We start from the raw sequence: 19,513 nt of genomic DNA, 5'->3' as shown, positions 1-19,513 counted from the left end.
CAGCGTTCTGGCTGGCGCCCTTGCGATTGCCGCGCCGAGTTTTGCGCAATCGACCGATTCCACGGCCCAGCAATCGCAGGCCGGGCAACCCACGTCCGTGACCGACATCGTCGTCACCGGATCGCGTATCCGTAACCCGCAGTTCACCAGCCCGTCGCCTCTGCAGGTGATCACGAAGGAAGAGTCGGAACTGCGCGGCACGGCCGACGCCGCCTCGGCCCTGCTGGGCTCGAGCCTCGCGGCCGCCTCCACGCAGATTAACGACCAGATCACTGGTTACATCCTTCCCGGCCAGGCGGGTGGCGGCACGCAGTCGCTCTCGCTGCGCGGTCTGGGCACCCAGCGTACCCTGACGCTGCTGAACGGGCGTCGCGCCGGTCCTGCTGGTACGCGCGGCTCGGTCGCGGCTTTCGACCTGAACGTCATTCCTCAGTCGCTGGTCGAACGCTTCGACATCCTGAAGGACGGCGCCTCCTCGACCTACGGTTCGGACGCCGTGGCGGGCGTGGTGAACATTATCACCACCCAAACTCTGGATGGCGGCGAAATCAACTTCTACGCCAACCAACCCTTCGAGACGGGCGGCGAAGTCTATCGTGTCGACGGCGCCTTCGGTAAGGTCTTCGATCGCGGCTATATCAACGGCGGTGTCGAGTACTACCGCGCCAACATCCTGCGTCGCAGCGATCGTGACATGACCTCGTGCACCGAGGACTACCTGTACGATGAAGAGGGCGGCGAGCGCGTCGATTACACCGACCCGCGCACGGGCGAGTACAAGTGCTACAACCAGAACAGCAACTATGTCCAGGTTTCGGGCGGGCCCTACAACGGCTTCAACCTGATCCGCGCCATGCCTGGCGTGACCTATCCGACCGCTGCTCAGGGCAACAACTCGCCGTTCGCAGGTTGGGTGCGCTGGGGCCGCAACGGCTATCCGGAAACCATCCCGTACACCCCATCGGACAACGCCCTGTGGCAGCGCGGATCGGTTATCAGCCCGGTCGAGCGCACCACGGTCGCTCTGAACGCCGGCTATGACCTGACGCCGAACGCGCAAATCTATACGGAACTGCTGTTCAACCGTCGCGATTCCTCGCAGTACGGCTCGGCTCAGCTGTTCCCGAACTTCGCTCAGCGCAGCACGCTGAACGGCGCGCCGAACGTCCTGCCGGCTAGCAACCCGAACAACCCGTTCGGCTATAACGTCGTGCCGGTTTCGATCTATGAATCGAACACCCACCAGCGGGTGGACTATTATCGCGGCGTCGTTGGCGTGCGTGGCGACTTCAACACGTTCAACCGTGATTGGAGCTACGACCTGTATGGCCAATATTCGCTGTCCGACGCGGTCTACAACAACGGTCCGCGCCTCTATCTGGACCGCTTCTTGGCCACGATGAGCCCAAACGTTGCCTGTACCAACAATCCGTTGGGCGGCAACTTCTCCGGGTTCGATTGCGCGGCTCTGCCGAACGGCGTGCCGTGGACCTCTGAACGTGTGCTGCGCGGCGAGTTCACCGACCAAGAGCGTGACTTCCTGTTCGTCAACGAAGACGGCACGACGACCTACGACCACTACTATGTGGAAGGCGTCATCAGCACGGATCGCCTGTTCACCCTGCCGGCGGGCGATGTCGGCTTCGCTATGGGCTTCCAGATCCGCCACGAGGAACTGGACGACACGCCCGGCTATCAGGCGCGCAATCGCAACACGGCCCTGTTCTCCAGCGCCGGCCGTACGGCCGGTTCGGACGATATCCGTGAAGCCTTCGTCGAGTTCGACGCTCCGCTGCTGAAGGATCTGCCCTTCGCCGAGTCTCTGACCCTGAACGTGTCGGGCCGCATCTCGGACTATGACAGCTACGGCACGAGCAGCACCTATAAGGTGGGCCTGAACTACCAGGTCACGCCCGAGTATCGCCTGCGCGCCAGCACCGGCACCTCGTTCCGCGCCCCGGCGCTGTACGAACAGTTCCTGGGTTCGCAGATCGCCTATGGCGGCCAATCGGCTGTCGATCCCTGCTATAACTATGGCGACAGCGGCGTCGATACCGAGATCCAGGGCGCCTGCGCGGCTCTCGGCATTCCCGACGACTACGTCGCCACGGGCGGGTCGAGCGTGCCGATCGCTTCGATCGGCGGGCGTGACAACCTTGAGGCTGAGACCGCCGACACCGTGAACTTCGGTGTGGTCTGGACCCCGTCGTTCGCCAATCTGAGCATCGCGGTTGACTACTTCGACATCACGATCAAGGATGCGGTCGATCAGTTCGGCGCCTACAACATCATCGAGCAGTGCCTGCGCGGCAACACCGACTTCTGCTCGCTGTTCACGCGTGATCCGGTCAACTTCTACATCACCGGCGTCGACAACAGCTACGTCAACGTCGCCGAACAGATGAACACCGGCATCGACCTGGCTATCCGGTATGTTCGCGAGCTGCCGTTCGGAACCTTCTCGATCAACAGCCAGCACACCTGGAAGCTGAAGGACGAACGCAACGTTCTCGGCGGCATCCACGAAGACGTGCTGGGCAACACCTTCAACTACAACGGCCCCGCCTACTCGGGGAACCTGAACTTCACCCTGAACTCGGGTCCGGTCACCTACTTCTATGGCATCGATGCCATCGGCAAGGGCTCGGACCTGGGCGACGACTATCTGGGCGGTTCGATCTTCGCCAACGCCCGCTACGCCGACCTGCCCAACGGCATCGGCAGCTCGGACTGCTCGGCGCCGAACAACTACTGTGTCTTCTACAAGGGCTACACCGAGTTCACGGCCGTTCACTCGGCTTCGGTTCGGTACGAGGTGAACGACTGGACTTTCCAAGTCGGCATCAACAACCTGTGGGACGAAAAGCCGCCGGCGGCTTCGCCGAACCTGTGGCGCAACGGCACCGCGGCCCTGAACGGCTACGACATGCGGGGCCGTCGCGGCTTCGTTCGGATCGGGCGCAGCTTCTAATCCTATTGTCGATCCTCAATCTTGGAGGCGGCCTTCGGGCCGCCTCTTTTCTTTTTCGCCAAAGAAATCCCAAGCAGAGCCGGAAAAAGACCTGCGCGCCGGTATCGACTCACATTATCGCCGTAACCTTCTCTTAACCTTCGTGGGCGCAATCCTTAACGCGCTCATAACCAAGGCGATTCGGCGGGGCGGTCGGTTGGTTGGAAGGGGCGGGTCAGCAGGTCGGAAACACGAAAATGTCGCTCTCATTGGTCAAGCCGCAACATACTGAACTGAAGCCCCGCATCGTCGTGTTCGGCGTCGGCGGCGCCGGCGGCAACGCCGTGAACAATATGATCGACGCCGGGCTGGAGGGCGTCGAGTTCGTCGTGGCCAACACCGACGCGCAACACCTCAGCTTTGCCAAGACGGATCGCCGCATCCAACTGGGCGAGACGATCACCCAAGGCCTAGGCGCGGGCGCCCACCCCGAGGTCGGCATGAACGCCGCCGAGGAATCCGCCGACGAGATCCATCAGCACCTCGAAGGCGCCCACATGGTGTTCATCACCTGCGGCATGGGCGGCGGCACCGGCACCGGCGCGGCACCGGTCATCGCCAAATGCGCGCGCGACCGCGGCATCCTGACCGTCGGCGTCGTGACCAAGCCCTTCACCTTCGAAGGCCGCCACCGGATGCGTCTGGCCGATGCAGGCGTCGCCGAACTGCAGCGTTATGTCGACACCCTGATCGTCATTCCGAACCAGAACCTGTTCCGCGTCGCCAACGAACGCACCACCTTCGCCGACGCCTTCGGCATGGCCGACCAGGTGCTGCACTCGGGCGTGCGCTCGATCACCGACCTGATGATCCTGCCGGGCCTGATCAACCTGGACTTCGCCGACGTGCGCGCCGTCATGTCCGAGATGGGCAAGGCGATGATGGGCACGGGCGAGGCGACCGGCGACGACCGCGCCCTGCTGGCCGCCCAGAACGCCATCGCCAACCCCCTGCTTGACGAAACCAGCCTGAAGGGCGCCAAGGCCGTGCTGGTCAACATCACCGGCGGTCTGGATATGACCCTGCTGGAAGTCGACGAGGCCGCCAACGCCATCTCGGCCGAGGTGGACGGCGACGCCAACATAATCTTCGGCGCCGCCTTCGACCCGGCGCTGGACGGCAAGATCCGCGTGTCGGTCGTGGCCACCGGCATGGACGAGGGCGAGGTGCGCCGGATCGAGCCGATCGCGCCCCAGGCCTCCTCCAACGCGCCGCTCGCCACCCACGAGGCGCGTCGCGCGGCCGGCGGGCATTACGGCGCGCAGGCTTCGCGTCCGCCCGAGTCGACGCGCGAAACCTATCGCGAGCCGGCCCGCGCCGAGGCGCCGCGCGCCCCCGAACCGCGCATCGAGCCGGCGCCGGTCGTGCCGACCTTTCAGGCCCCGCCCGCCCGCGAGCCGGAGCCGCGCCCCGAGCCGGTGATCCGCGTCGCCGAACCGCAGCCGCGCGCCCTGGACCCCATCGTCGATCCCTGGGTCGAGGAATACGAGACCCGCGCGCCCGCCGCGGCGCGCGCGCCGCAGGGCGACCTGTATGGCGAGCGCTCGGCGGCGCAACCGCAGCACCAGCCGCATGCCGATGACGGCTATGACGATCGCGACCATCGTCGCAGCGGCTGGAGCCTGTTCGGCCGGGGCAAGCGCGCCCAGCCGCAGGCCGACATGGGCTATGCGCCCCAGCACGGGCATCAGACGCGCGGTTCGGCCCAGGCCGCGCCGCAACCGGAACCGGAGGCGGGACAGGCCGATGACGACCTGGAAATCCCATCCTTTCTCCGCCGGTTGGCCAACTAAGAGACCCCGATCCTGACATAGGGTCGATCAGGACGCCCCGAGGTCGCAGGCCTCGGGGCGTTCGGCGTTCGTGTTCGGAGGGAGCGTGGGGCGTTTCGGACCGAAACAATCCGAAACCGGACTTTGGTTTTGTCGTTGCGGCGCGGCCGCTAAACGGAAGTCGGGGCGTAATCCGCGCGATTTGCGGGGCGCATTGAAAGAGCGAGTTTTCGGTTGTCGGTCAGAAACGACCATCACGAACGCACCATCGTCGCGCCGGCCATCATCGCCGGCGTCGGGGTGCACACGGGCCGCCGGGTGCGGCTGGCGGTTCGGCCTGCGCCGTCCGGCGCGGGCATCGTCTTCGTGCGCACCGACGTGACCGATCGCGACAACCGTATCCCGGTCTCGGGCGAGGCTGTGGTGGACGCTCGGCTGAACACCATGATCGCCAATGGCGACGACGTTCGCCTGTCGACCATAGAGCATCTGATGGCCGCCTTTTCGGCCCTGGGCGTGTCGAACGCCGTCGTCGAAGTGGATGGGCCGGAACTGCCGATCCTGGACGGTTCGGCTCTGGACTTTGTACAACTGCTGGACCGGGCGGGGTTCCGCCCGCAGCCGACGCCGCAGCGCTATATCGAAATCCTGGAGACGGTCCATGTGGTGGAGGGCGACAAACACGCCGCCCTGATGCCGTGCGACCGGTTCGAAATGCGGTTCGAGATCGACTTTCCGTCCAAGGCCATCGGCAATCAGGTCATCGACTTCGTCGTGGACGAGCCGACCTTCCGCCGCGAGATCATGGCCTGCCGCACCTTCGGCTTCGCCCATGAGGTCGAGGCCCTGCGTCAGGCGGGGCTGGCGCGCGGCGGGTCGCTGGAGAACGCGGTGGTCATCGACGGCGACGACATCCTGAACCCCGGCGGCCTGCGGATGGAACGCGAGTTCGTGCGTCACAAGGCGCTGGACGCCATCGGCGACCTGTATGTGCTGGGCGCGCCGCTGCTGGGCCGGTACGAGGGTTACAAGGCCGGACACGCGCTGAACAACAAGCTGGTCCGCCAACTGCTGGCCAATCCCCAGGCCTGGCGCGAAGTGACGCGCGTGCCCGAACTGGCGCAGGCGGGCTAAACCCCGATCACCGAAATCAGCCGCCCGAAATCCGGCTCGCCCTGTTGGAAGGCGCGGCGGTTCGAATAAAAGCGTTCGGCGTCGGCGCAGGTGTCGTGGCCCGTCCAGGCCGCCTGGTCGACGCCGGCCTGCTGCAAGCGCCAAAGCACGAAGCCGGGCAGGTCGAACCGGCGCCTGTCGGCCGTGTCGCCGGGCCGGAAGAACCGTTTGCTGGCGGGATCGTGATGGACAAAACGGTCCTGGAAATCGACGCCGACCTCATAGCTGGCCGGGGCTATGCAGGGGCCGACGACGGCCAGGATGCGGCGCGGCTCGGCGCCCAGGGCCTGCATGGCGGCGACAGACGAATGGATCACGCCGCCTAGGGCGCCCTTCCATCCGGCGTGAACCGCCGCGACGATGCGCGTGTCGGGATCGGCCATCAGGATCGGCGCGCAGTCGGCGGTCAGGACCGAACACAACAGGCCCGGTTCGGTCGAGACGACGGCGTCGCCTTCCGGCCGGTCGCCGTTCCAGGGTCCCTCGGCGACGCGGGCGACGGCGGAGTGAATCTGATAGCAGCCGTTCAGATGGCCGGGCGTGGCGGCGAAATGGGCGGCGACGCGGCGGCGGTTCTCCGCCACGGCGGCGGGGTCGTCCTTGGACCCGACGCCCGCATTCAGCCCCCGATAAAGGCCGGTCGAGACGCCCCCCGTGCGGGTGAAGAAGCCGTGGGCGACGCCGGCGGCGGTCAGCAGCGGATGGGTGATAGGGGCCAGATCGCTCATGCCCCCTTCTATCAGACCTCCCAGCCCGGCACGACCAGAGTGCGGGGCGCGAAGATGGCGGCGGCCTTGAACAGGGTTCCCATCTGGTCGTCGGCGGTCAGGCGATGCACTTGGCGGTCGATGACGGCCGCCGCGGACGGTCGGCCGGCCTTCAGGGCCTGGGCGCGGGCCTCTATGCCCAGCCGACGCAGGAAGTCCCCCTGGGCCAGACAGCCGGTGACGTCGGCGCCGGTGCGCACGGCGGCCTCCATGACCAGGGGGAAGTCGGCCCATTGCGTCAGGTCCGCCGCGCCGGGGTCGGCCAGGGGATCGACCTTCCGGTGGCGATACAGGGCCTGCAAGGTGTCGCCCGCCTCGGGCCGGGCGCGGCCGTAGTCGATCAGGAGGGCGGCACCCGTAGCGGCCTTCATCAGCAGGCCCAGCTCCCGGCCGAAGATCGCCTGCTGCTCCGAAATCTCGACCACGCCGCCGGGCGGAACGTCGAAATCCGGCTTGGCGAAGCCGCCGGTGATGGCGGTCAGGCCGAAGATCAGTTCGCCCCGTTCGTCGACGCCGATGCGGCGCTCGGCCCAGCCGCCCTCGGTGCGGACGAACTGGCGGGCGGGCAGGCAGTCCAGCACTTCGTTGGCGATCAGGATGACGGGGGCGTCGGTGTCTATCCGGCCCAGATCGCGCGCCCAGCGCGGCGACAGGTCCGCGCCGGCCAAGGCCTTGGCCTGGAGATCGCGCAGCGGCGCGCTGGGTTCGATCAGGATCAGGTCGCAGGCTTCCAGGAAGCCCGGCGCCAAACGGGCGGCCCCCGTGATCGCCTTCAGAGCGTCGCTCATCAGCGTGCCGTCGCCGGGACCGACCTCGACCAAGCGGAATCGCTCGGGCGCGCCGAGGCGATTCCAGGTCTCGACCGCCCACAGGCCGATCAGTTCGCCGAACATCTGGCTGACCAGGGGGGCCGTGATGAAGTCGCCGCCTTCGCCCAGCGAGGGGTGCGAGGCGTAATAGCCGTCCCGCGGATCGTGCAGGCAGCGTGTAACATAGTCGGCGACCGTCATCGGTCCCGTCAGGGCGATCTCGCGCGCCAGACGCGCCTTCAGGGTGTCGGCGGCGCTCATGCTGCGTCGGGCGGGCGGCTCCAGGCGCGCCAGATCAGCCAGGCGCCGACCAGGATCATCGGGATCGACAACATCATCCCCATGGTCAGGCCCAGCGGGAAGTCGGGCATGCCGATATCGGGCGCGCGCACATTCTCAAGCGCAGCGCGGCAGACGCCGTAACCGACCAGGAACAGGCCGGTGATGTAGCCCGGCTTCTTCAGCAGATCGAACTTCCAGATCGCCAGCGAGAGGATGGAGAACAGCACGATCCCCTCCAGACCGGCTTCGTAAAGCTGGCTGGGGTGGCGGGGCGCGTTTCCGGCGGGGCAGAAGCCGTACATCTGTTCGATGCGGGCGTTGCAGAAGCGGATGGCCCAGGGAACGGTCGTCTCGCGACCCCACAACTCGCCATTGATGAAGTTGGCCAGGCGGCCGAACATCAGGCCGATGGGCACGACCGGCGCCACCAGATCGCCCAGGCGCAGCATGTCGATCCTCTGCGACCGAGCATAGAGGACGATGGCCAGGGCGACGCCCAGGAAGCCGCCGTGGAAGCTCATGCCCCCGGTCCAGAGCTGGAACAGCTCCAGCCGCTCGCCCCACGTCTGGCCGGTGAACAGCTGGGCGTACATGACCGGCTTGTAGAAGAGGGCGTAGCCCAGCCGCCCGCCCAGGATGATGCCCAGCACGATCCACAGCACCAGGTCGTCCAGCTGGTTCGAGGTGATCGGCGCCTTGCCCGGCACCCACAGCCGCTGGGTCTTGGCCAGGCGCGCCGCATACCACCAGCCCAGCACGATGCCCGCGACATAGGCCAGGGCGTACCAGCGGATCGGAAGCGGCCCCAGATGAATCAGGACCGGATCGAATTCGGGAAAGGGCAAGGGGGCTTCCTGTGCTGGCCTGTCTTCGACAGGGGTTTAGCAAGCGTCGCAACGCCCGTCGCCTGTGAAGAAGGATCGCGACGGCTTGATGGCGCGGCCGAAGCAGCAGAAAGAAAGGTTTCGTTCACCATAGTCGGTGAACCTTCGTTAACGACGTCACGGTCGGAGCCCGCCATGCAGACCCGCAATCCCATCCTGGACGAATTCGCCAAGCTGACGACCGGCGCCATGGGTCTGGCCCAGGCCGCAGGCGAAGAGGCCAAGACCGCCTGGCGCGCCCAGGCCGACCGGATCGCCGCCGAGATGGACCTGGTCCGCCGCGACGAGTTCGATGTGCTGAAGGACGAGATCGCCGCCCTGCGCGCCGAAATCGCAGAGCTGAAGGCCGCCCAGAAACCGGCAGGAAAGCCGGCCGCCAAGCCTGTGAAGGGAACGTCCACAGATGGAACTCAACCCGGGGACGCAGCCGGTTGAGCCGAATCTGCGAACAGGCTTACCGTTCTGTTAACGCCCGCGATTCTCGCGGACGCAGCTCGAATCGAGACTATTGATGGATATCGCCCGGCCAGAGGAAACGGACGTGCCGTTCGACCCGCTTGAGGTCGTCGAGCATGTTCTGACGGCCGAGAACCTGCCGTTCGACCGTACGGACGACGGCGACTTGGCCTTCGCCCTGGCCGGCGACTGGAAGGACTACGAGCTGTGGTTCGCCTGGCGGCCCGAGGGCGATTGCCTTCAGCTGTGCTGCGCCCTGGACCTGAAGGTGGCCAAGAGCCGCAAGACGGCCGCCTATGAACTGGTCGGCCTGATCAACCAGCGCACCTGGATGGGGCATTTCGAGGTCTGGGCCGAAGACGGCGAGATCGTCTTCCGCCATTCGCTGGCCCTGCCGATGGGCGAACGCCCGACCCTGGCCCAGGCCGCCTCGATGATCGACGCGGCCATCGAAGCCTCGGATCGTTATTATCCGGCCTTCGACTTCATGGTGCGCGGCAACAAGAAGCCGCAGGAGGCCATCGACGCCTGCCTGTTCGAGACCGTCGGCACCGCCTGATGATTGCCCAGGGGCCTATCGTTCTGGTCGGTTGCGGCCGATTGGGTTCGGCGATTCTGGAAGGCTGGTTGCTGACCGGAACGGTCGCGGCCGAAGACCTGATCGTTCTAAGTCCTTCGGAAAAGCCTGCCGCCGAGGCGGCGCGGACCAGGGGCGCGCGGATCAATCCGCCGCTGGAGACCCTGACGCAGGCGCGTGTCGTGGTCCTGGCGGTCAAGCCGGCGATCTGGCGCGATGTCATGGCGCCGATAGCGCCCTTCCTGAACGATCGGGCGGTGATCCTGTCGGTGATGGCGGGCGTCGCGGCCCCCACGCTGGCGGAAGGGATCGGCGGCTGGCCCATCGTGCGGGTCATGCCGACGACAGGGGTGTCGCGCGGGCGCGGCGTGGCCTCGGTCTGGTCGGCGGACGCGCGGGCGGAGGCGGTGGGGCGCGAGCTGTTCGCCCCGATGGCCGAGACCGTGGTGCTCAAGGACGAAACCCTGATGGACGCCGCGACGGCGGTGGCCGGATCCGGCGCGGCCTATTTTTACGCCTTCACCGACGCCCTGGCGCGGGCGGGAGAGGCGGCGGGGCTCGATGCGGCGACCGCCGATGTCCTGGCGCGCGCCACACTGCGTTCGGCGGCGGATTCGATGGGCGACGACGCCCTGGACGCCTTGATCGGCCGCATCGCCTCGCCGGGCGGATCGACGCGTGCGGGCCTGGACGCCCTTGACCAGAACGAGCGGTTGAAGACGATGCTGATCGACACGGTTGCGGCGGCGGTCCGCCGCAACCGCGAGATGGGCGCCTGAGCCGGCGCGGTTAGAAGCGCCCGCGCTCGATCTGGGCGCCGAACCGCTCGAACGCGCGATCCGCGTCGCGCCAGACGCTGTAGCCCCAGACGTCGCGCAGATCGGGCGAGAAGTAGGCGTAGTCCACCGGCCGCGTCTCGCCATCGGCCAGCACGATCTCGCCCTTGATGGCGGCGCCCCCGATGGAGACGCTGCGGATCGGGTCCAGACCCGGCGTGCGCCGAACCTGTTCGATGGTGGGCCGATTGGGCTTCAGATCGACCAGAACCAGATTGGCCGTCGCGCCGGGGTAGCGCTGGGCCAGGGCCTTGCCGACCTCGGCCTGAAGGCTGGCGACCTGGTCGTTGACCTCGCGGTCGCCCAACTTCTCGACCTCGCGCTGAAGGTCCGGGCCGATGACGACATTGACGGCGGGCGCCTGCGCTTGCGCGATGGCGGCGGCGGCGAGCGTGGCCGCCAGCGGTGCGAAGAAGGCGAGTTTACGCATCATCTGTGATCTCCTTGCCCCTGTCCCAACCAAGATGAGCCCGATCCGTCGATTTCGCTAGGGCCGGCGCACAGGAATCCGAGCGGTTCAGGCGTTTTCGACGATGGAGACCGCGCCCGGCACGCGCACGGTCGCCTTAAGCCCGCCCAGTTCGCTCCGATCCAGAGTCACGTCGCCGCCGTGCGCGCGCGCCACGTCGCGGGCGATGGCCAGGCCCAGGCCCACGCCCTTGCGGTTCTGGTTTCGGGATTCGTCCAGCCGGGAGAAGGGACGGAAGGCTTCGTCATACATGGCCTCGGGGATGCCGGGACCGTCATCCTCCACCACCACCTCCAGCCCGCCGGACGCCAGGGCGCGCGCCGACAAGCGCACGTGCTCGCCGTGCGAGGCGGCGTTGCCGGCCAGGTTGACCACGGCGCGTTTGAACGCCAGCGGGCGCACCGAGGCGGTCATCCCCTCGGGAACCGATACGTCGACCACAGCGCCCGCGCGCCGCGCATCCTCGCCCGCCACCTGCAAGAGATCGGAGATGGAGACGGGCTTGGGCGGTTCGCCCGCCTCGCCGCGCGCGAAGTCCAGATATTCGTCGATCATATGCTCCATCTCGTCCAGATCGCCGCGCATGGCGGCCTGGCGCTTGAACGGCGGGGCCAGGGCCAGTTCCAGCCGCAGACGGGTCAAGGGCGTGCGCAGGTCGTGGCTGACCGAGGCCAGCAGGGCGGTGCGCTGGTCGATATACCGCTGGATGCGGTCGCGCATGGCCATGAAGGCGACGGCGGCGGCGCGCACCTCGCGCGCGCCATGCGGCTTGAACCGGGGCACCGTCTCGCCGCGCCCGAAGGCTTCGGCCGCATCGGCCAGCCGTTCGATGGCCCGGACCTGGTTGCGGATGAACAGGATGGCGACGCCCATAAGCAGGACGGTCGCCACCGCCAGCCACAGGACGAAGATATGGGCCTGGGTCGCCACCGCCCGCTCGCGCGGGGCGATGATGCGGAGCACCCCTTGCGGCTCCTGGACCTGGATGTCGACATAGGCGGGGTAGCGGGTCGTGTCGAACCAGTAGGGCCGGTCCAGCCGCGCATCCAGAGCGCGGTCGAGCACCCGGTCCACCACCCCGATGGCCCCGCGCCGCGTCTCGGTCGGCAGGGTGCGGCCTTCCTGAAGCACGATGGACAGAGACATGGACCGCTCTGCCCGGTCGGCCAGCTTGTCCAGGTTGGCCTGAGTGGGATCGTCCTCATAACTCTGGACCGCCCAGGCGATGTCGCCGGCCAGGCCTTCGGACAGGCGTGCGGTCACGGTCTGCCAGTGGGCGTCGAAGAAGACCCATGTCACCGCCATCTGCATGACCAGCACCGGCAGGACGATGATCAGCAGCGACCGGCCCCACAGCGAGGTCGGCAGGCGCCGCTTCAGGAAACGCGGCCACAGATAGGCGGGCAGCAGCCGCATCGATCAGTCGGGCGCCAGCATATAGCCGACGCCGCGCACGGTCTGGAGATAGCGCGGGTTCTTGGGATCGGTCTCCAGCTTGCGGCGCAGGCGCGTGACCTGGACATCGACGGCGCGGCCGGTGATGTCGGCGGTGTCGGGCGACAGGCTCATCCGCTCGACCGGCGCATGGGCGTGAAGCGCCAGGGTCTTCAGCAGCTGCGCCTCGGCTTCGGTCAGGCGCTGGGGGGCGCCGTCGCGCGTCAGCTCCAGCCGCTCCATATCGAAGACGGCGGCGCCGAGCTTGATCTCCTTGGGACCGATGGGCTTGCCGCCGGTGCGGCGCAGGATGGCGTCGATGCGCAGCGCCAGTTCGCGCGGTTCGAACGGCTTGGACATATAGTCGTCGGCGCCGCGCGACAGGCCCTCGATCCGATCCTCGGGATCGCCGCGCGCGGTCAGCAGCAGCACCGGCGTCTTGGACAACTCGGCCTTGTTGCGGACCCAGGTGGTCAGGTCCAGGCCGCTCTCGCCCGGCATCATGACGTCCAGAACGACCAGGTCGAACTCGATCAACTCCATCATCCGCTTGGCGGCGGCGGCGTGGGCGGCGCCGGTGACGCGGTAGCCCTCGCGCGCCAGGAATTCCTTCAGCAGCTCGCGAATGCGGTCGTCGTCGTCGACGATCAGCAGGTGGCGACCCACACCCGGCCCCGCGATGGGGCCGGAACGGCCATGCGGACGCGATTCCGTCATGCTCATACGACGTTTCCCCCGCTCCGGGCGTTGACCTGAACGATTCGTGAGGCTCTAAGACCGTCAGTTTCGCGGGAGACGTATTTCAATGGCCTTCGTTCCTTTCGACGATCGTGACGGCTGGATCTGGGTGAATGGCGATTTCATTCCTTGGAGGGAAGCGAAAACGCACGTTCTGACCCACGCGCTCCACTATGGCTCGTCGGTGTTCGAGGGTGAGCGTATGTATGGCGGCGAAATCTTCAAGCTCACCCAGCATTCGGAGCGCCTGAAGCGGTCCGCGAACCTGCTCGATTTCGAGATACCCTACAGCGTCGCCGAAATCGACGCCCTGTGCAACGAAACCTGCGCCAAGAACGGCCTGACCGACTGCTATGTGCGCCCGGTCGCCTATCTGGGGCCGGAGCAGACCAGCGTCTCGGCCCTGAACAACAAGGTCCATCTGGCCATCGCCGTGTGGGACTGGCCCAGCTATTTCGACCCCGAGGTCAAGAAGCGCGGCCTGCGCCTGGAATGGTCCAAGTGGCGCCGGCCCGATCCGACGACGGCGCCGACCACGGCCAAGGCGGCGGGCCTGTACATGATCTGCACCATGTCCAAGAATGCGGCCGAGCGGCGCGGCTTCGCCGACGCCCTGATGCTGGATTGGCGCGGCTATGTCGCCGAGGCCACCGGCGCCAACGTCTTCTTCGTCAAGAACGGCGTCATCCATACGCCCAAGGTGGACCACATCCTGGACGGCATCACCCGCCAGACCGTGATCGAGATCGCCCAGGAAAAGGGCGTCGAGGTCGTGGTGCGCGACATCCTGCCGGAAGAACTGTCCGATTTCTCGGAATGCTTCCTGACCGGCACCGCCGTCGAGGTGACGCCGGTCGCGGAAGCGGGCGAATACCGCTTCACGCCCGGCGCCCTGTCGCTGGACCTGATGGACCACTACGGCAAGCTGGTGCGCGGCCAGCTTTAAACCTGCGCGCGAAGACAAGATGAGGGCGGTCCTGGAGGGGCCGCCCTTTTTTCGTTTCGCTTGCCAGCTACGCTGGTTTGTCATTGAAGCGAATGAGGACCGGCCGACGCGCCGGATACGGGGGTCGTCTTTCATGTTCAGTATTCTGAACCTCCAGAGCCTGCTCGGCGTGGTCGTCATCGTCGCCGTCTGCTGGGCGATCTCCGAGAACCGGCGCGCCTTTCCCTGGCGGCTGACCATCGGGGCCATCGCGGTCCAGGCCCTGCTGGTGCTGGCTCTGTTCGCCATTCCTGGCTCCCAGGCCGTTCTGGCGGCGGTGACGGGGGCGGTCGACGGCCTGGCGGTCGCCACGACCGAGGGCACCAAGTTCGTTTTCGGCTATCTGGCGGGCGGGGACCAGCCCTATGCGGTGCAGAACCAGGGCGCCCTCTTCACCTTCGCCTTTCAGGTGCTTCCGCTGATCCTGGTGATCTCCGCGCTTTCGGCCCTGCTGTGGCACTGGCGGATCCTGAAGTGGATCACCCTGGGCTTCGGTTTTCTGTTCCAGAAGACGATGGGTCTGGGCGGCGCCTCGGCCCTGGCGGTGGCGGCCAACATCTTCCTGGGCATGATCGAAAGCCCCATCGTCATCCGCGCCTATCTGGACAAGCTGACCCGGTCGGAAATCTTCCTGATGATGGTGGTCGGCCTGGCCACCGTCGCCGGTTCGACCATGGTGGCCTATGCGACCATACTGGCGCCGGTCCTGCCCAATGCGGCGGGCCATGTGCTGGTCGCTTCCATCGTCTCGGCGCCGGCCGGGGTGCTGCTGGCGCGCATCATCATACCCGAACAGCCGGGCATGGGCGGGGCGGTGGCCGACTACGATTCCGCGCTGAAGTACGACAGCGCCATCGACGCCATCGTCAAGGGCACGTCCGACGGCCTGATGGTGGTGCTGAACATCTCGGCGGTGCTGATCGTGTTCGTGGCCCTGGTGGCCCTGGTCAACGTCATGCTGGGCGGCTTCACGGTGTTCGACGCGCCGCTGACGGTGGAGCGGATGCTAGGCTGGGTCTTCGCTCCCGTCGCCTGGCTGATCGGCGTGGAGTGGAAGGACGCCGATGTCGCCGGCTGGCTGCTGGGCGTCAAACTGACCCTGACCGAATTCGTCGCCTTCATCGACCTGGGCAAGGTGCCGGCCGCCGAGATGACGGAGCGGACGCGGATGCTGATGACCTATGCGTTGTGCGGCTTCGCCAATATCGGCTCGGTCGGCATCACGGTGACGGGCCTGTCGGTGCTGATGCCCGAACGACGCGAAGAGGTGCTGGGCATGATCTGGAAGGGGCTGTTCGCCGGCTTCCTGGCCACGCTGATGACCGCCGCCGTCGTGGGCGCCTTGCCCGCCGCCGTCTTCGGGGGCTAGCCTTGGGATCGACGGCCTTGAAGGCCGACGAGGCCGGGTCATGAAACTCTACACCTCCAATCGTGCGCCGAACCCGCGACGGGTGCGCTGGGTCATGGCCGAGAAGGGCGTGGCCGACGTGGAGATGGTCGAGATCGACATCATGACGGGCGAGCACAAGAAGCCCGCCTTCCGCGATCGCGTCGGCGTGCCCCACCTGCCGGCGCTGGAACTGGACGACGGGACGATCCTGTCGGAATCCATCGCCATCTGCCGCTATCTGGAGGCGCTGCATCCCGAGCCGAACCTGTTCGGCCGGGACCCGCTGGAACAGGCCGAGGTGGAGATGTGGACGCGCCGGTGCGAATTCTATCTGGCGACGCCGATCATGCTGAACGTGCGCCACACCCACCCCGCGCTGGCGGCGCTGGAGGCGACCCAGATGCCCCAGGTCGCCGAATACAACCGCCTGTCGGCCGAACGGTTCATGCGCACGCTGGACGCCCATCTGGCGACCCGGACCTTCCTGGCGCTGGACCGGTTCACCATCGCCGACATCGTGGGCGTGGTGGGGCTGGATTTCGCACGGGTGGTCAAATACAGCCCGCCGGCCGAGTTCGAAAACCTGGCGCGCTGGCTGGACACCTGCCGCGCGCGGCCGGCGGCCAAGGCCGGGGTCTGAGCCGCCGTGCGCGCCCTGCCGCCTCCCCATCGGGCGCTGGCGCTGTCGCTGGCGGTGCTGGCGGGCTATGTCGACAGCCTGGGTTTTCTGCAACTGGGCGGGGTGTTCGTTTCGTTCATGAGCGGCAACTCGACCCGTCTGGCGGCCAGCTTGGCCGAAGGGCGATGGGCGGCGGCGGGCGGCCTGGCCGGCATTCTGATCCTGTTCGTCATGGGATCCTTCTTCGGCGCCCTGATCGCGCGCGGGCGGCAGGGACGTTCGCGCAGCCGCGTGCTGGCGTTCGAGGGCGGCCTGCTGACGCTGGCAGCGCTGGCGTCCTGGGCGGGCCATAAGCCCGTGGCCATCGGCCTGATGGTCATGGCGATGGCGGCCGAGAATTCGGTCTTCCTGCGAAATGGCGAGGTGGCGGTCAGCCTGACCTATATGACCGGCACGCTGGTCAAGCTGGGTCAGAGCCTGGCGGCGGCGGTCATGGGCGGCGACCGCTGGGGGTTCGGCCCCTATCTGATCCTGTGGGCCGGGCTGACGGGCGGCGCGGTCGTGGGAGCCCTGACCTTCGGCCGGCTGGGGCTGGCGGCCCTGTGGCCGGCGGCGGCCTTCGCCTTTCTGCTGGCGGTCGTGACGCGGTTCAGCCGCGCGGCGTGAACTTTCGGATCACGCCCGAGAAGGTCATCAGCAGTCGCTCGCCCGTCGTGATCTGACCCCGCACGAAGATCAGGCTCTTGCCCGCCTTCGTCACCTGGCCGGTCGCCTCGATCAGTTCGCCGACATAGCCGCCGTCGATGAAGGTGGAGTCCAGTTGCACCGTGACGCCCGAGGCGCCCTCCATCTCCTGATAGGCGATCTGGAACATGGCGATGTCGGCGAAGGTCATCAGACAGCCGCCATGCATCCGTCCGCCCGCGTTCATGTGCTTCTGCTCTGCGCGGAAGGCGCAGCGCATCTGGCCGTCGGGGTCGGGCCGGCCGTAGAAGGGGCCGACCACGGTGTCGAAGGTGTCGTGCAGGTCGTAGGTCTGCCAGCCGGCGAATTCGCCTTCGGTGATGGTGATTTTCTTCGGCATAGAGGTAACGGCCTTACTTCTGGGCGTGCGGTGCAGCATATAGGCGCAATGAGCGATCCGATCGAAACCGCAATCCTGAATAAAATCGCCTCGCTGGAGCCGGGCCAGAGCATCGAGCCGGCCGAAGTGGCCAAGACGCTACAGCCCGAACAGTGGCGGCGGATGCTGCCCAAGGTGCGCGCCGCAGCCCTGGGCCTGATGCGCCAGGGCCAGTTGACCATCACCAAGAAGGGCAAGGCGGTCGATCCCGACGATTTCAAGGGCGTCACGCGCCTGCGTCAGGCCACGCCCGAAGAGACCGCCCTGGCGCTGAGCCGTCGTCCGCCGGCGGCGAACGACGAGATCGAGGATTAAACTTCCCGCTCATCCCCGCGAAAGCGGGGACCCAGTCCTTTGTGAGGCAAGGCGTTTGGGATCGATATCGCTGAAGATCGGCGAAAACGGAGCGCCCAAAGATCTGGGTCCCCGCTTTCGCGGGGATGAGCGGGTCGTGAGAAATCTTGACGCCGTTCTGGACGAAATCCGCGCCTGTCGCGCCTGCGCCGGCGTGCTGCCGCATACGCCGCGTCCGGTGGTTCGGGTGTTTGCGGAGACCCGCCTGCTGATCTGCGGCCAGGCGCCGGGGCGTCGAGTGCATGAAAGCGGCCTGCCGTTCACCGATCCGTCCGGCGACCGGCTGCGCGACTGGATGGGCGTGGATTACCAGACCTTCTACGCCGACCGCCGCATCGGCGTAGCGGCCCAGGCCTTCTGCTATCCCGGCACGGCCCCGAAAGGCGGCGACCATCCTCCGCCGACACGGTGCGCCGACCTGTGGCGGCCGCAGTTGCTGGAGGCCCTGCCGCGCATGGCGCTGACTCTGCTGGTCGGCGGCTACGCCCAGGCCTGGGCGCTGGGCGGGCGGGCGGGGCGCAACATGACCGAGACGGTGCGGGCCTGGCGCGACCATGCGCCAGATGTTCTGGTCCTGCCGCATCCATCGTGGCGCAACACCGCCTGGCTGAGGAAGAACCCGTGGTTCGAGGCCGAGGTCGTGCCTTATCTGCGGGAACGGGTGCGCGGGATCCTCGCCCCTTCAATGTCCGCTCATTCCGGCGAAAGCCGGGACCCGGTTCTTTAGCGAGGCTGTGCGTGGGACGAACGATGACGACGCTGTTTGACCGCCTTTCGTCCAAAGTGCTCGGTCCCGGCTTTCGCCGGCCTGATCTGAAAAGATTGGCGCCGCTGGCCGCCTCCCTGGCCCTTTCCGCCTGCGCCGCGCCCCATATCCAGCCGCCTCTGACGCCGCCGCCGGGCTTCGTCGGACCGCACGTCGAGGACAAGGCCCTCGTCATGTCGGACGGCGCGCGACTGCCGCTGCTGCAATGGGGACCAAAGGATCGCGCGCCCTGGGCGGTGATCGTGGCCCTGCACGGCATGAACGATCACAACGCCAGTTTTCGCCTGGCCGGGCCGTGGTGGGCCGAACAGGGGATCGAGACCTGGGCCTTCGATCAGCGCGGCTTCGGCGGCGCGCCGGGGCGAGGCGTCTGGGCGGGCCGACGGCGGATGACCGACGATGTGCGAGAGGCCGTGGCCATGGCCCGCGCCCGCCATCCCGGCGCCGTGGTCGCCGTCGTGGGCGAAAGCATGGGCGGTTCGGTGGCGGTCGCCGCCTTCGCCTCCGACGATCCGCCGGATGCGGATCGCGTGGTCCTGCTGGCGCCCGGCGTCTGGGGCTGGTCGTCGCAGGGGCCGTTCAACAGCCTGGCGATCAATCTGGCGGCGCGGGCGCTGGGGAATGTGGCGCTGGAGCCGCCGTCCTTCATCACTCGGGGCATTCACGCCTCGTCCAATACGCTGGAGCTGGTCCGCAACGGGCGCGATCCGATGAGCATTCTGGCGACCCGGTTCGACACCATCTACGGCCTGGTCGACCTGATGGAGACCTCGGCGCGGACTCTGGGCCGCATCCGCGGGGACGCCATACTGATGTACGGCGCCAACGACGAGGTGGTGAAGCCCGATCAGATGCGCGCGGCCCTGCGTCGCGCCCAAGCGCAAGGCGGAATGCTTCGGACCGCCTGGTATCCGCACGGCTGGCACCTGCTGGATCGCGATCTGGACGCGGAGATCGTCTATCGCGACGTCGCCGCCTGGCTGCGCGATCCCCAGGCGCCGCTGCCGTCCGGGGCGCCGGCCGTATTGTCCCAACTGGAGCGGCGGCCGGCCAAGCCTCACTCTTAACG

The 19,513-nt window shown here is 67.2% G+C and carries 20 protein-coding genes; 13 read left to right on the top strand and 7 right to left on the bottom strand.

What is annotated here, in order from left to right:
- Positions 1-97: 97 nt before the first annotated feature.
- From DI624_RS02290 to lpxC, 3 genes are all read left to right on the top strand, one after another.
- A complete protein-coding gene (locus DI624_RS02290; RefSeq protein WP_291535779.1) occupies positions 98-2,971 on the top strand; it encodes a TonB-dependent receptor in 2,874 nt (957 codons plus the stop codon).
- 236 nt (positions 2,972-3,207) lie between these two features.
- Positions 3,208-4,803 carry a cell division protein FtsZ gene (ftsZ, locus tag DI624_RS02285; RefSeq protein ID WP_291535778.1) on the top strand — a complete coding sequence of 532 codons (1,596 nt, stop codon included), beginning with the start codon at positions 3,208-3,210 and terminating at the stop codon, positions 4,801-4,803.
- A gap of 213 nt (positions 4,804-5,016) precedes the next feature.
- Positions 5,017-5,916, top strand: coding sequence for a UDP-3-O-acyl-N-acetylglucosamine deacetylase (lpxC, locus tag DI624_RS02280; RefSeq protein ID WP_291535777.1), 900 nt, complete (start codon positions 5,017-5,019; stop codon positions 5,914-5,916).
- Here lpxC and pgeF read toward each other — a convergent pair.
- The 3 genes from pgeF to lgt are packed head-to-tail and all read right to left on the bottom strand — an operon-like array spanning position 5,913 to position 8,658.
- Complete coding sequence (gene pgeF, locus DI624_RS02275; RefSeq protein ID WP_291535776.1) at positions 5,913-6,683, bottom strand: peptidoglycan editing factor PgeF; 771 nt, start codon at positions 6,681-6,683, stop codon at positions 5,913-5,915. The genes lpxC and pgeF overlap by 4 nt on opposite strands.
- A gap of 11 nt (positions 6,684-6,694) precedes the next feature.
- A complete protein-coding gene (locus DI624_RS02270; protein WP_291535775.1) occupies positions 6,695-7,792 on the bottom strand; it encodes an SAM-dependent methyltransferase in 1,098 nt (365 codons plus the stop codon).
- Positions 7,789-8,658 carry a prolipoprotein diacylglyceryl transferase gene (gene lgt, locus DI624_RS02265; protein WP_291535774.1) on the bottom strand — a complete coding sequence of 290 codons (870 nt, stop codon included), beginning with the start codon at positions 8,656-8,658 and terminating at the stop codon, positions 7,789-7,791. Before lgt ends, DI624_RS02270 begins: the two co-directional genes overlap by 4 nt.
- Before the next feature lie 174 nt (positions 8,659-8,832).
- On the opposite strand from lgt, the gene DI624_RS02260 reads away from it, so the two are divergent.
- From DI624_RS02260 to DI624_RS02250, 3 genes are all read left to right on the top strand, one after another.
- Entirely contained in the window at positions 8,833-9,132 is a 300-nt protein-coding gene (locus tag DI624_RS02260) for an accessory factor UbiK family protein (RefSeq protein ID WP_291535773.1), read from the top strand.
- A 76-nt stretch (positions 9,133-9,208) separates the two neighbouring features.
- A complete protein-coding gene (locus DI624_RS02255) occupies positions 9,209-9,712 on the top strand; it encodes a YbjN domain-containing protein (protein ID WP_291535772.1) in 504 nt (167 codons plus the stop codon).
- The gene (locus tag DI624_RS02250) at positions 9,712-10,509 is read left to right on the top strand and encodes a pyrroline-5-carboxylate reductase dimerization domain-containing protein (RefSeq protein ID WP_291535771.1); all 798 of its coding nucleotides are present in this window, start codon (positions 9,712-9,714) and stop codon (positions 10,507-10,509) included. The genes DI624_RS02255 and DI624_RS02250 overlap by 1 nt, the downstream gene beginning before the upstream one ends.
- A gap of 10 nt (positions 10,510-10,519) precedes the next feature.
- Here DI624_RS02250 and DI624_RS02245 read toward each other — a convergent pair whose 3' ends face one another.
- The 3 genes from DI624_RS02245 to DI624_RS02235 form a co-directional block, all read right to left on the bottom strand.
- Positions 10,520-10,999, bottom strand: coding sequence for a hypothetical protein (locus tag DI624_RS02245; RefSeq protein WP_291535770.1), 480 nt, complete (start codon positions 10,997-10,999; stop codon positions 10,520-10,522).
- Between the two features lie 84 nt (positions 11,000-11,083).
- Positions 11,084-12,451 (bottom strand): ATP-binding protein, encoded by a 1,368-nt coding sequence (locus tag DI624_RS02240; protein ID WP_291535769.1) that lies wholly within the window; start codon positions 12,449-12,451, stop codon positions 11,084-11,086.
- Positions 12,452-12,454: 3 nt separating this feature from the next.
- Positions 12,455-13,186 carry a response regulator transcription factor gene (locus DI624_RS02235; RefSeq protein ID WP_291535853.1) on the bottom strand — a complete coding sequence of 244 codons (732 nt, stop codon included), beginning with the start codon at positions 13,184-13,186 and terminating at the stop codon, positions 12,455-12,457.
- An 88-nt stretch (positions 13,187-13,274) separates the two neighbouring features.
- On the opposite strand from DI624_RS02235, the gene DI624_RS02230 reads away from it, so the two are divergent.
- The 4 genes from DI624_RS02230 to DI624_RS02215 all read left to right on the top strand — a co-directional run bounded on the left by DI624_RS02230 (position 13,275) and on the right by DI624_RS02215 (position 16,867).
- Positions 13,275-14,153: a branched-chain amino acid aminotransferase gene (locus tag DI624_RS02230; RefSeq protein ID WP_291535768.1), complete on the top strand. Its 879-nt coding sequence runs from the start codon at positions 13,275-13,277 to the stop codon at positions 14,151-14,153.
- A gap of 133 nt (positions 14,154-14,286) precedes the next feature.
- A complete protein-coding gene (locus tag DI624_RS02225; RefSeq protein ID WP_291535767.1) occupies positions 14,287-15,561 on the top strand; it encodes a nucleoside transporter C-terminal domain-containing protein in 1,275 nt (424 codons plus the stop codon).
- Between the two features lie 40 nt (positions 15,562-15,601).
- A complete protein-coding gene (locus tag DI624_RS02220; protein WP_291535766.1) occupies positions 15,602-16,222 on the top strand; it encodes a glutathione S-transferase in 621 nt (206 codons plus the stop codon).
- Between the two features lie 6 nt (positions 16,223-16,228).
- Positions 16,229-16,867 carry a YoaK family protein gene (locus DI624_RS02215; RefSeq protein WP_291535765.1) on the top strand — a complete coding sequence of 213 codons (639 nt, stop codon included), beginning with the start codon at positions 16,229-16,231 and terminating at the stop codon, positions 16,865-16,867.
- On the opposite strand, the gene DI624_RS02210 is transcribed toward DI624_RS02215, so the two are convergent.
- Positions 16,851-17,285, bottom strand: a complete 435-nt coding sequence (locus DI624_RS02210) for a PaaI family thioesterase (protein ID WP_291535764.1) — start codon at positions 17,283-17,285, stop codon at positions 16,851-16,853. The two genes, DI624_RS02215 and DI624_RS02210, sit on opposite strands and share 17 nt — an antisense overlap.
- Positions 17,286-17,333: 48 nt before the next feature.
- Here DI624_RS02210 and DI624_RS02205 point away from each other — a divergent pair, with 48 nt between their 5' ends.
- The 3 genes from DI624_RS02205 (at position 17,334) to DI624_RS02195 (ending at position 19,511) form a co-directional block, all read left to right on the top strand.
- Positions 17,334-17,639, top strand: a complete 306-nt coding sequence (locus tag DI624_RS02205; RefSeq protein WP_291535763.1) for a DUF3253 domain-containing protein — start codon at positions 17,334-17,336, stop codon at positions 17,637-17,639.
- A gap of 136 nt (positions 17,640-17,775) precedes the next feature.
- A complete protein-coding gene (locus DI624_RS02200; RefSeq protein WP_291535762.1) occupies positions 17,776-18,405 on the top strand; it encodes a uracil-DNA glycosylase family protein in 630 nt (209 codons plus the stop codon).
- A 23-nt stretch (positions 18,406-18,428) separates the two neighbouring features.
- Complete coding sequence (locus DI624_RS02195; protein ID WP_291535761.1) at positions 18,429-19,511, top strand: alpha/beta fold hydrolase; 1,083 nt, start codon at positions 18,429-18,431, stop codon at positions 19,509-19,511.
- Positions 19,512-19,513 lie beyond the last annotated feature (2 nt).

This window comes from Brevundimonas sp. (genome assembly GCF_003248455.1).
Lineage (GTDB): Bacteria > Pseudomonadota > Alphaproteobacteria > Caulobacterales > Caulobacteraceae > Brevundimonas.
Note: the sequence above shows the minus strand (reverse complement) of the source record. Positions and strands in the feature narration are given on the sequence as shown.

Coding starts and splice junctions, on each gene's coding strand:
- DI624_RS02230 (WP_291535768.1), top strand. CDS start 13,275: ATGGCCTTCGTTCCTTTCGACGATCGTGACGGCTGGATCTGGGTGAAT.
- DI624_RS02205 (WP_291535763.1), top strand. CDS start 17,334: ATGAGCGATCCGATCGAAACCGCAATCCTGAATAAAATCGCCTCGCTG.
- ftsZ (WP_291535778.1), top strand. CDS start 3,208: ATGTCGCTCTCATTGGTCAAGCCGCAACATACTGAACTGAAGCCCCGC.
- DI624_RS02260 (WP_291535773.1), top strand. CDS start 8,833: ATGCAGACCCGCAATCCCATCCTGGACGAATTCGCCAAGCTGACGACC.
- DI624_RS02250 (WP_291535771.1), top strand. CDS start 9,712: ATGATTGCCCAGGGGCCTATCGTTCTGGTCGGTTGCGGCCGATTGGGT.
- DI624_RS02270 (WP_291535775.1), bottom strand. CDS start 7,792: ATGAGCGCCGCCGACACCCTGAAGGCGCGTCTGGCGCGCGAGATCGCC.
- DI624_RS02195 (WP_291535761.1), top strand. CDS start 18,429: ATGACGACGCTGTTTGACCGCCTTTCGTCCAAAGTGCTCGGTCCCGGC.
- DI624_RS02225 (WP_291535767.1), top strand. CDS start 14,287: ATGTTCAGTATTCTGAACCTCCAGAGCCTGCTCGGCGTGGTCGTCATC.
- pgeF (WP_291535776.1), bottom strand. CDS start 6,683: ATGAGCGATCTGGCCCCTATCACCCATCCGCTGCTGACCGCCGCCGGC.
- DI624_RS02220 (WP_291535766.1), top strand. CDS start 15,602: ATGAAACTCTACACCTCCAATCGTGCGCCGAACCCGCGACGGGTGCGC.
- DI624_RS02255 (WP_291535772.1), top strand. CDS start 9,209: ATGGATATCGCCCGGCCAGAGGAAACGGACGTGCCGTTCGACCCGCTT.
- DI624_RS02210 (WP_291535764.1), bottom strand. CDS start 17,285: ATGCCGAAGAAAATCACCATCACCGAAGGCGAATTCGCCGGCTGGCAG.
- DI624_RS02235 (WP_291535853.1), bottom strand. CDS start 13,186: ATGACGGAATCGCGTCCGCATGGCCGTTCCGGCCCCATCGCGGGGCCG.
- DI624_RS02240 (WP_291535769.1), bottom strand. CDS start 12,451: ATGCGGCTGCTGCCCGCCTATCTGTGGCCGCGTTTCCTGAAGCGGCGC.
- DI624_RS02245 (WP_291535770.1), bottom strand. CDS start 10,999: ATGATGCGTAAACTCGCCTTCTTCGCACCGCTGGCGGCCACGCTCGCC.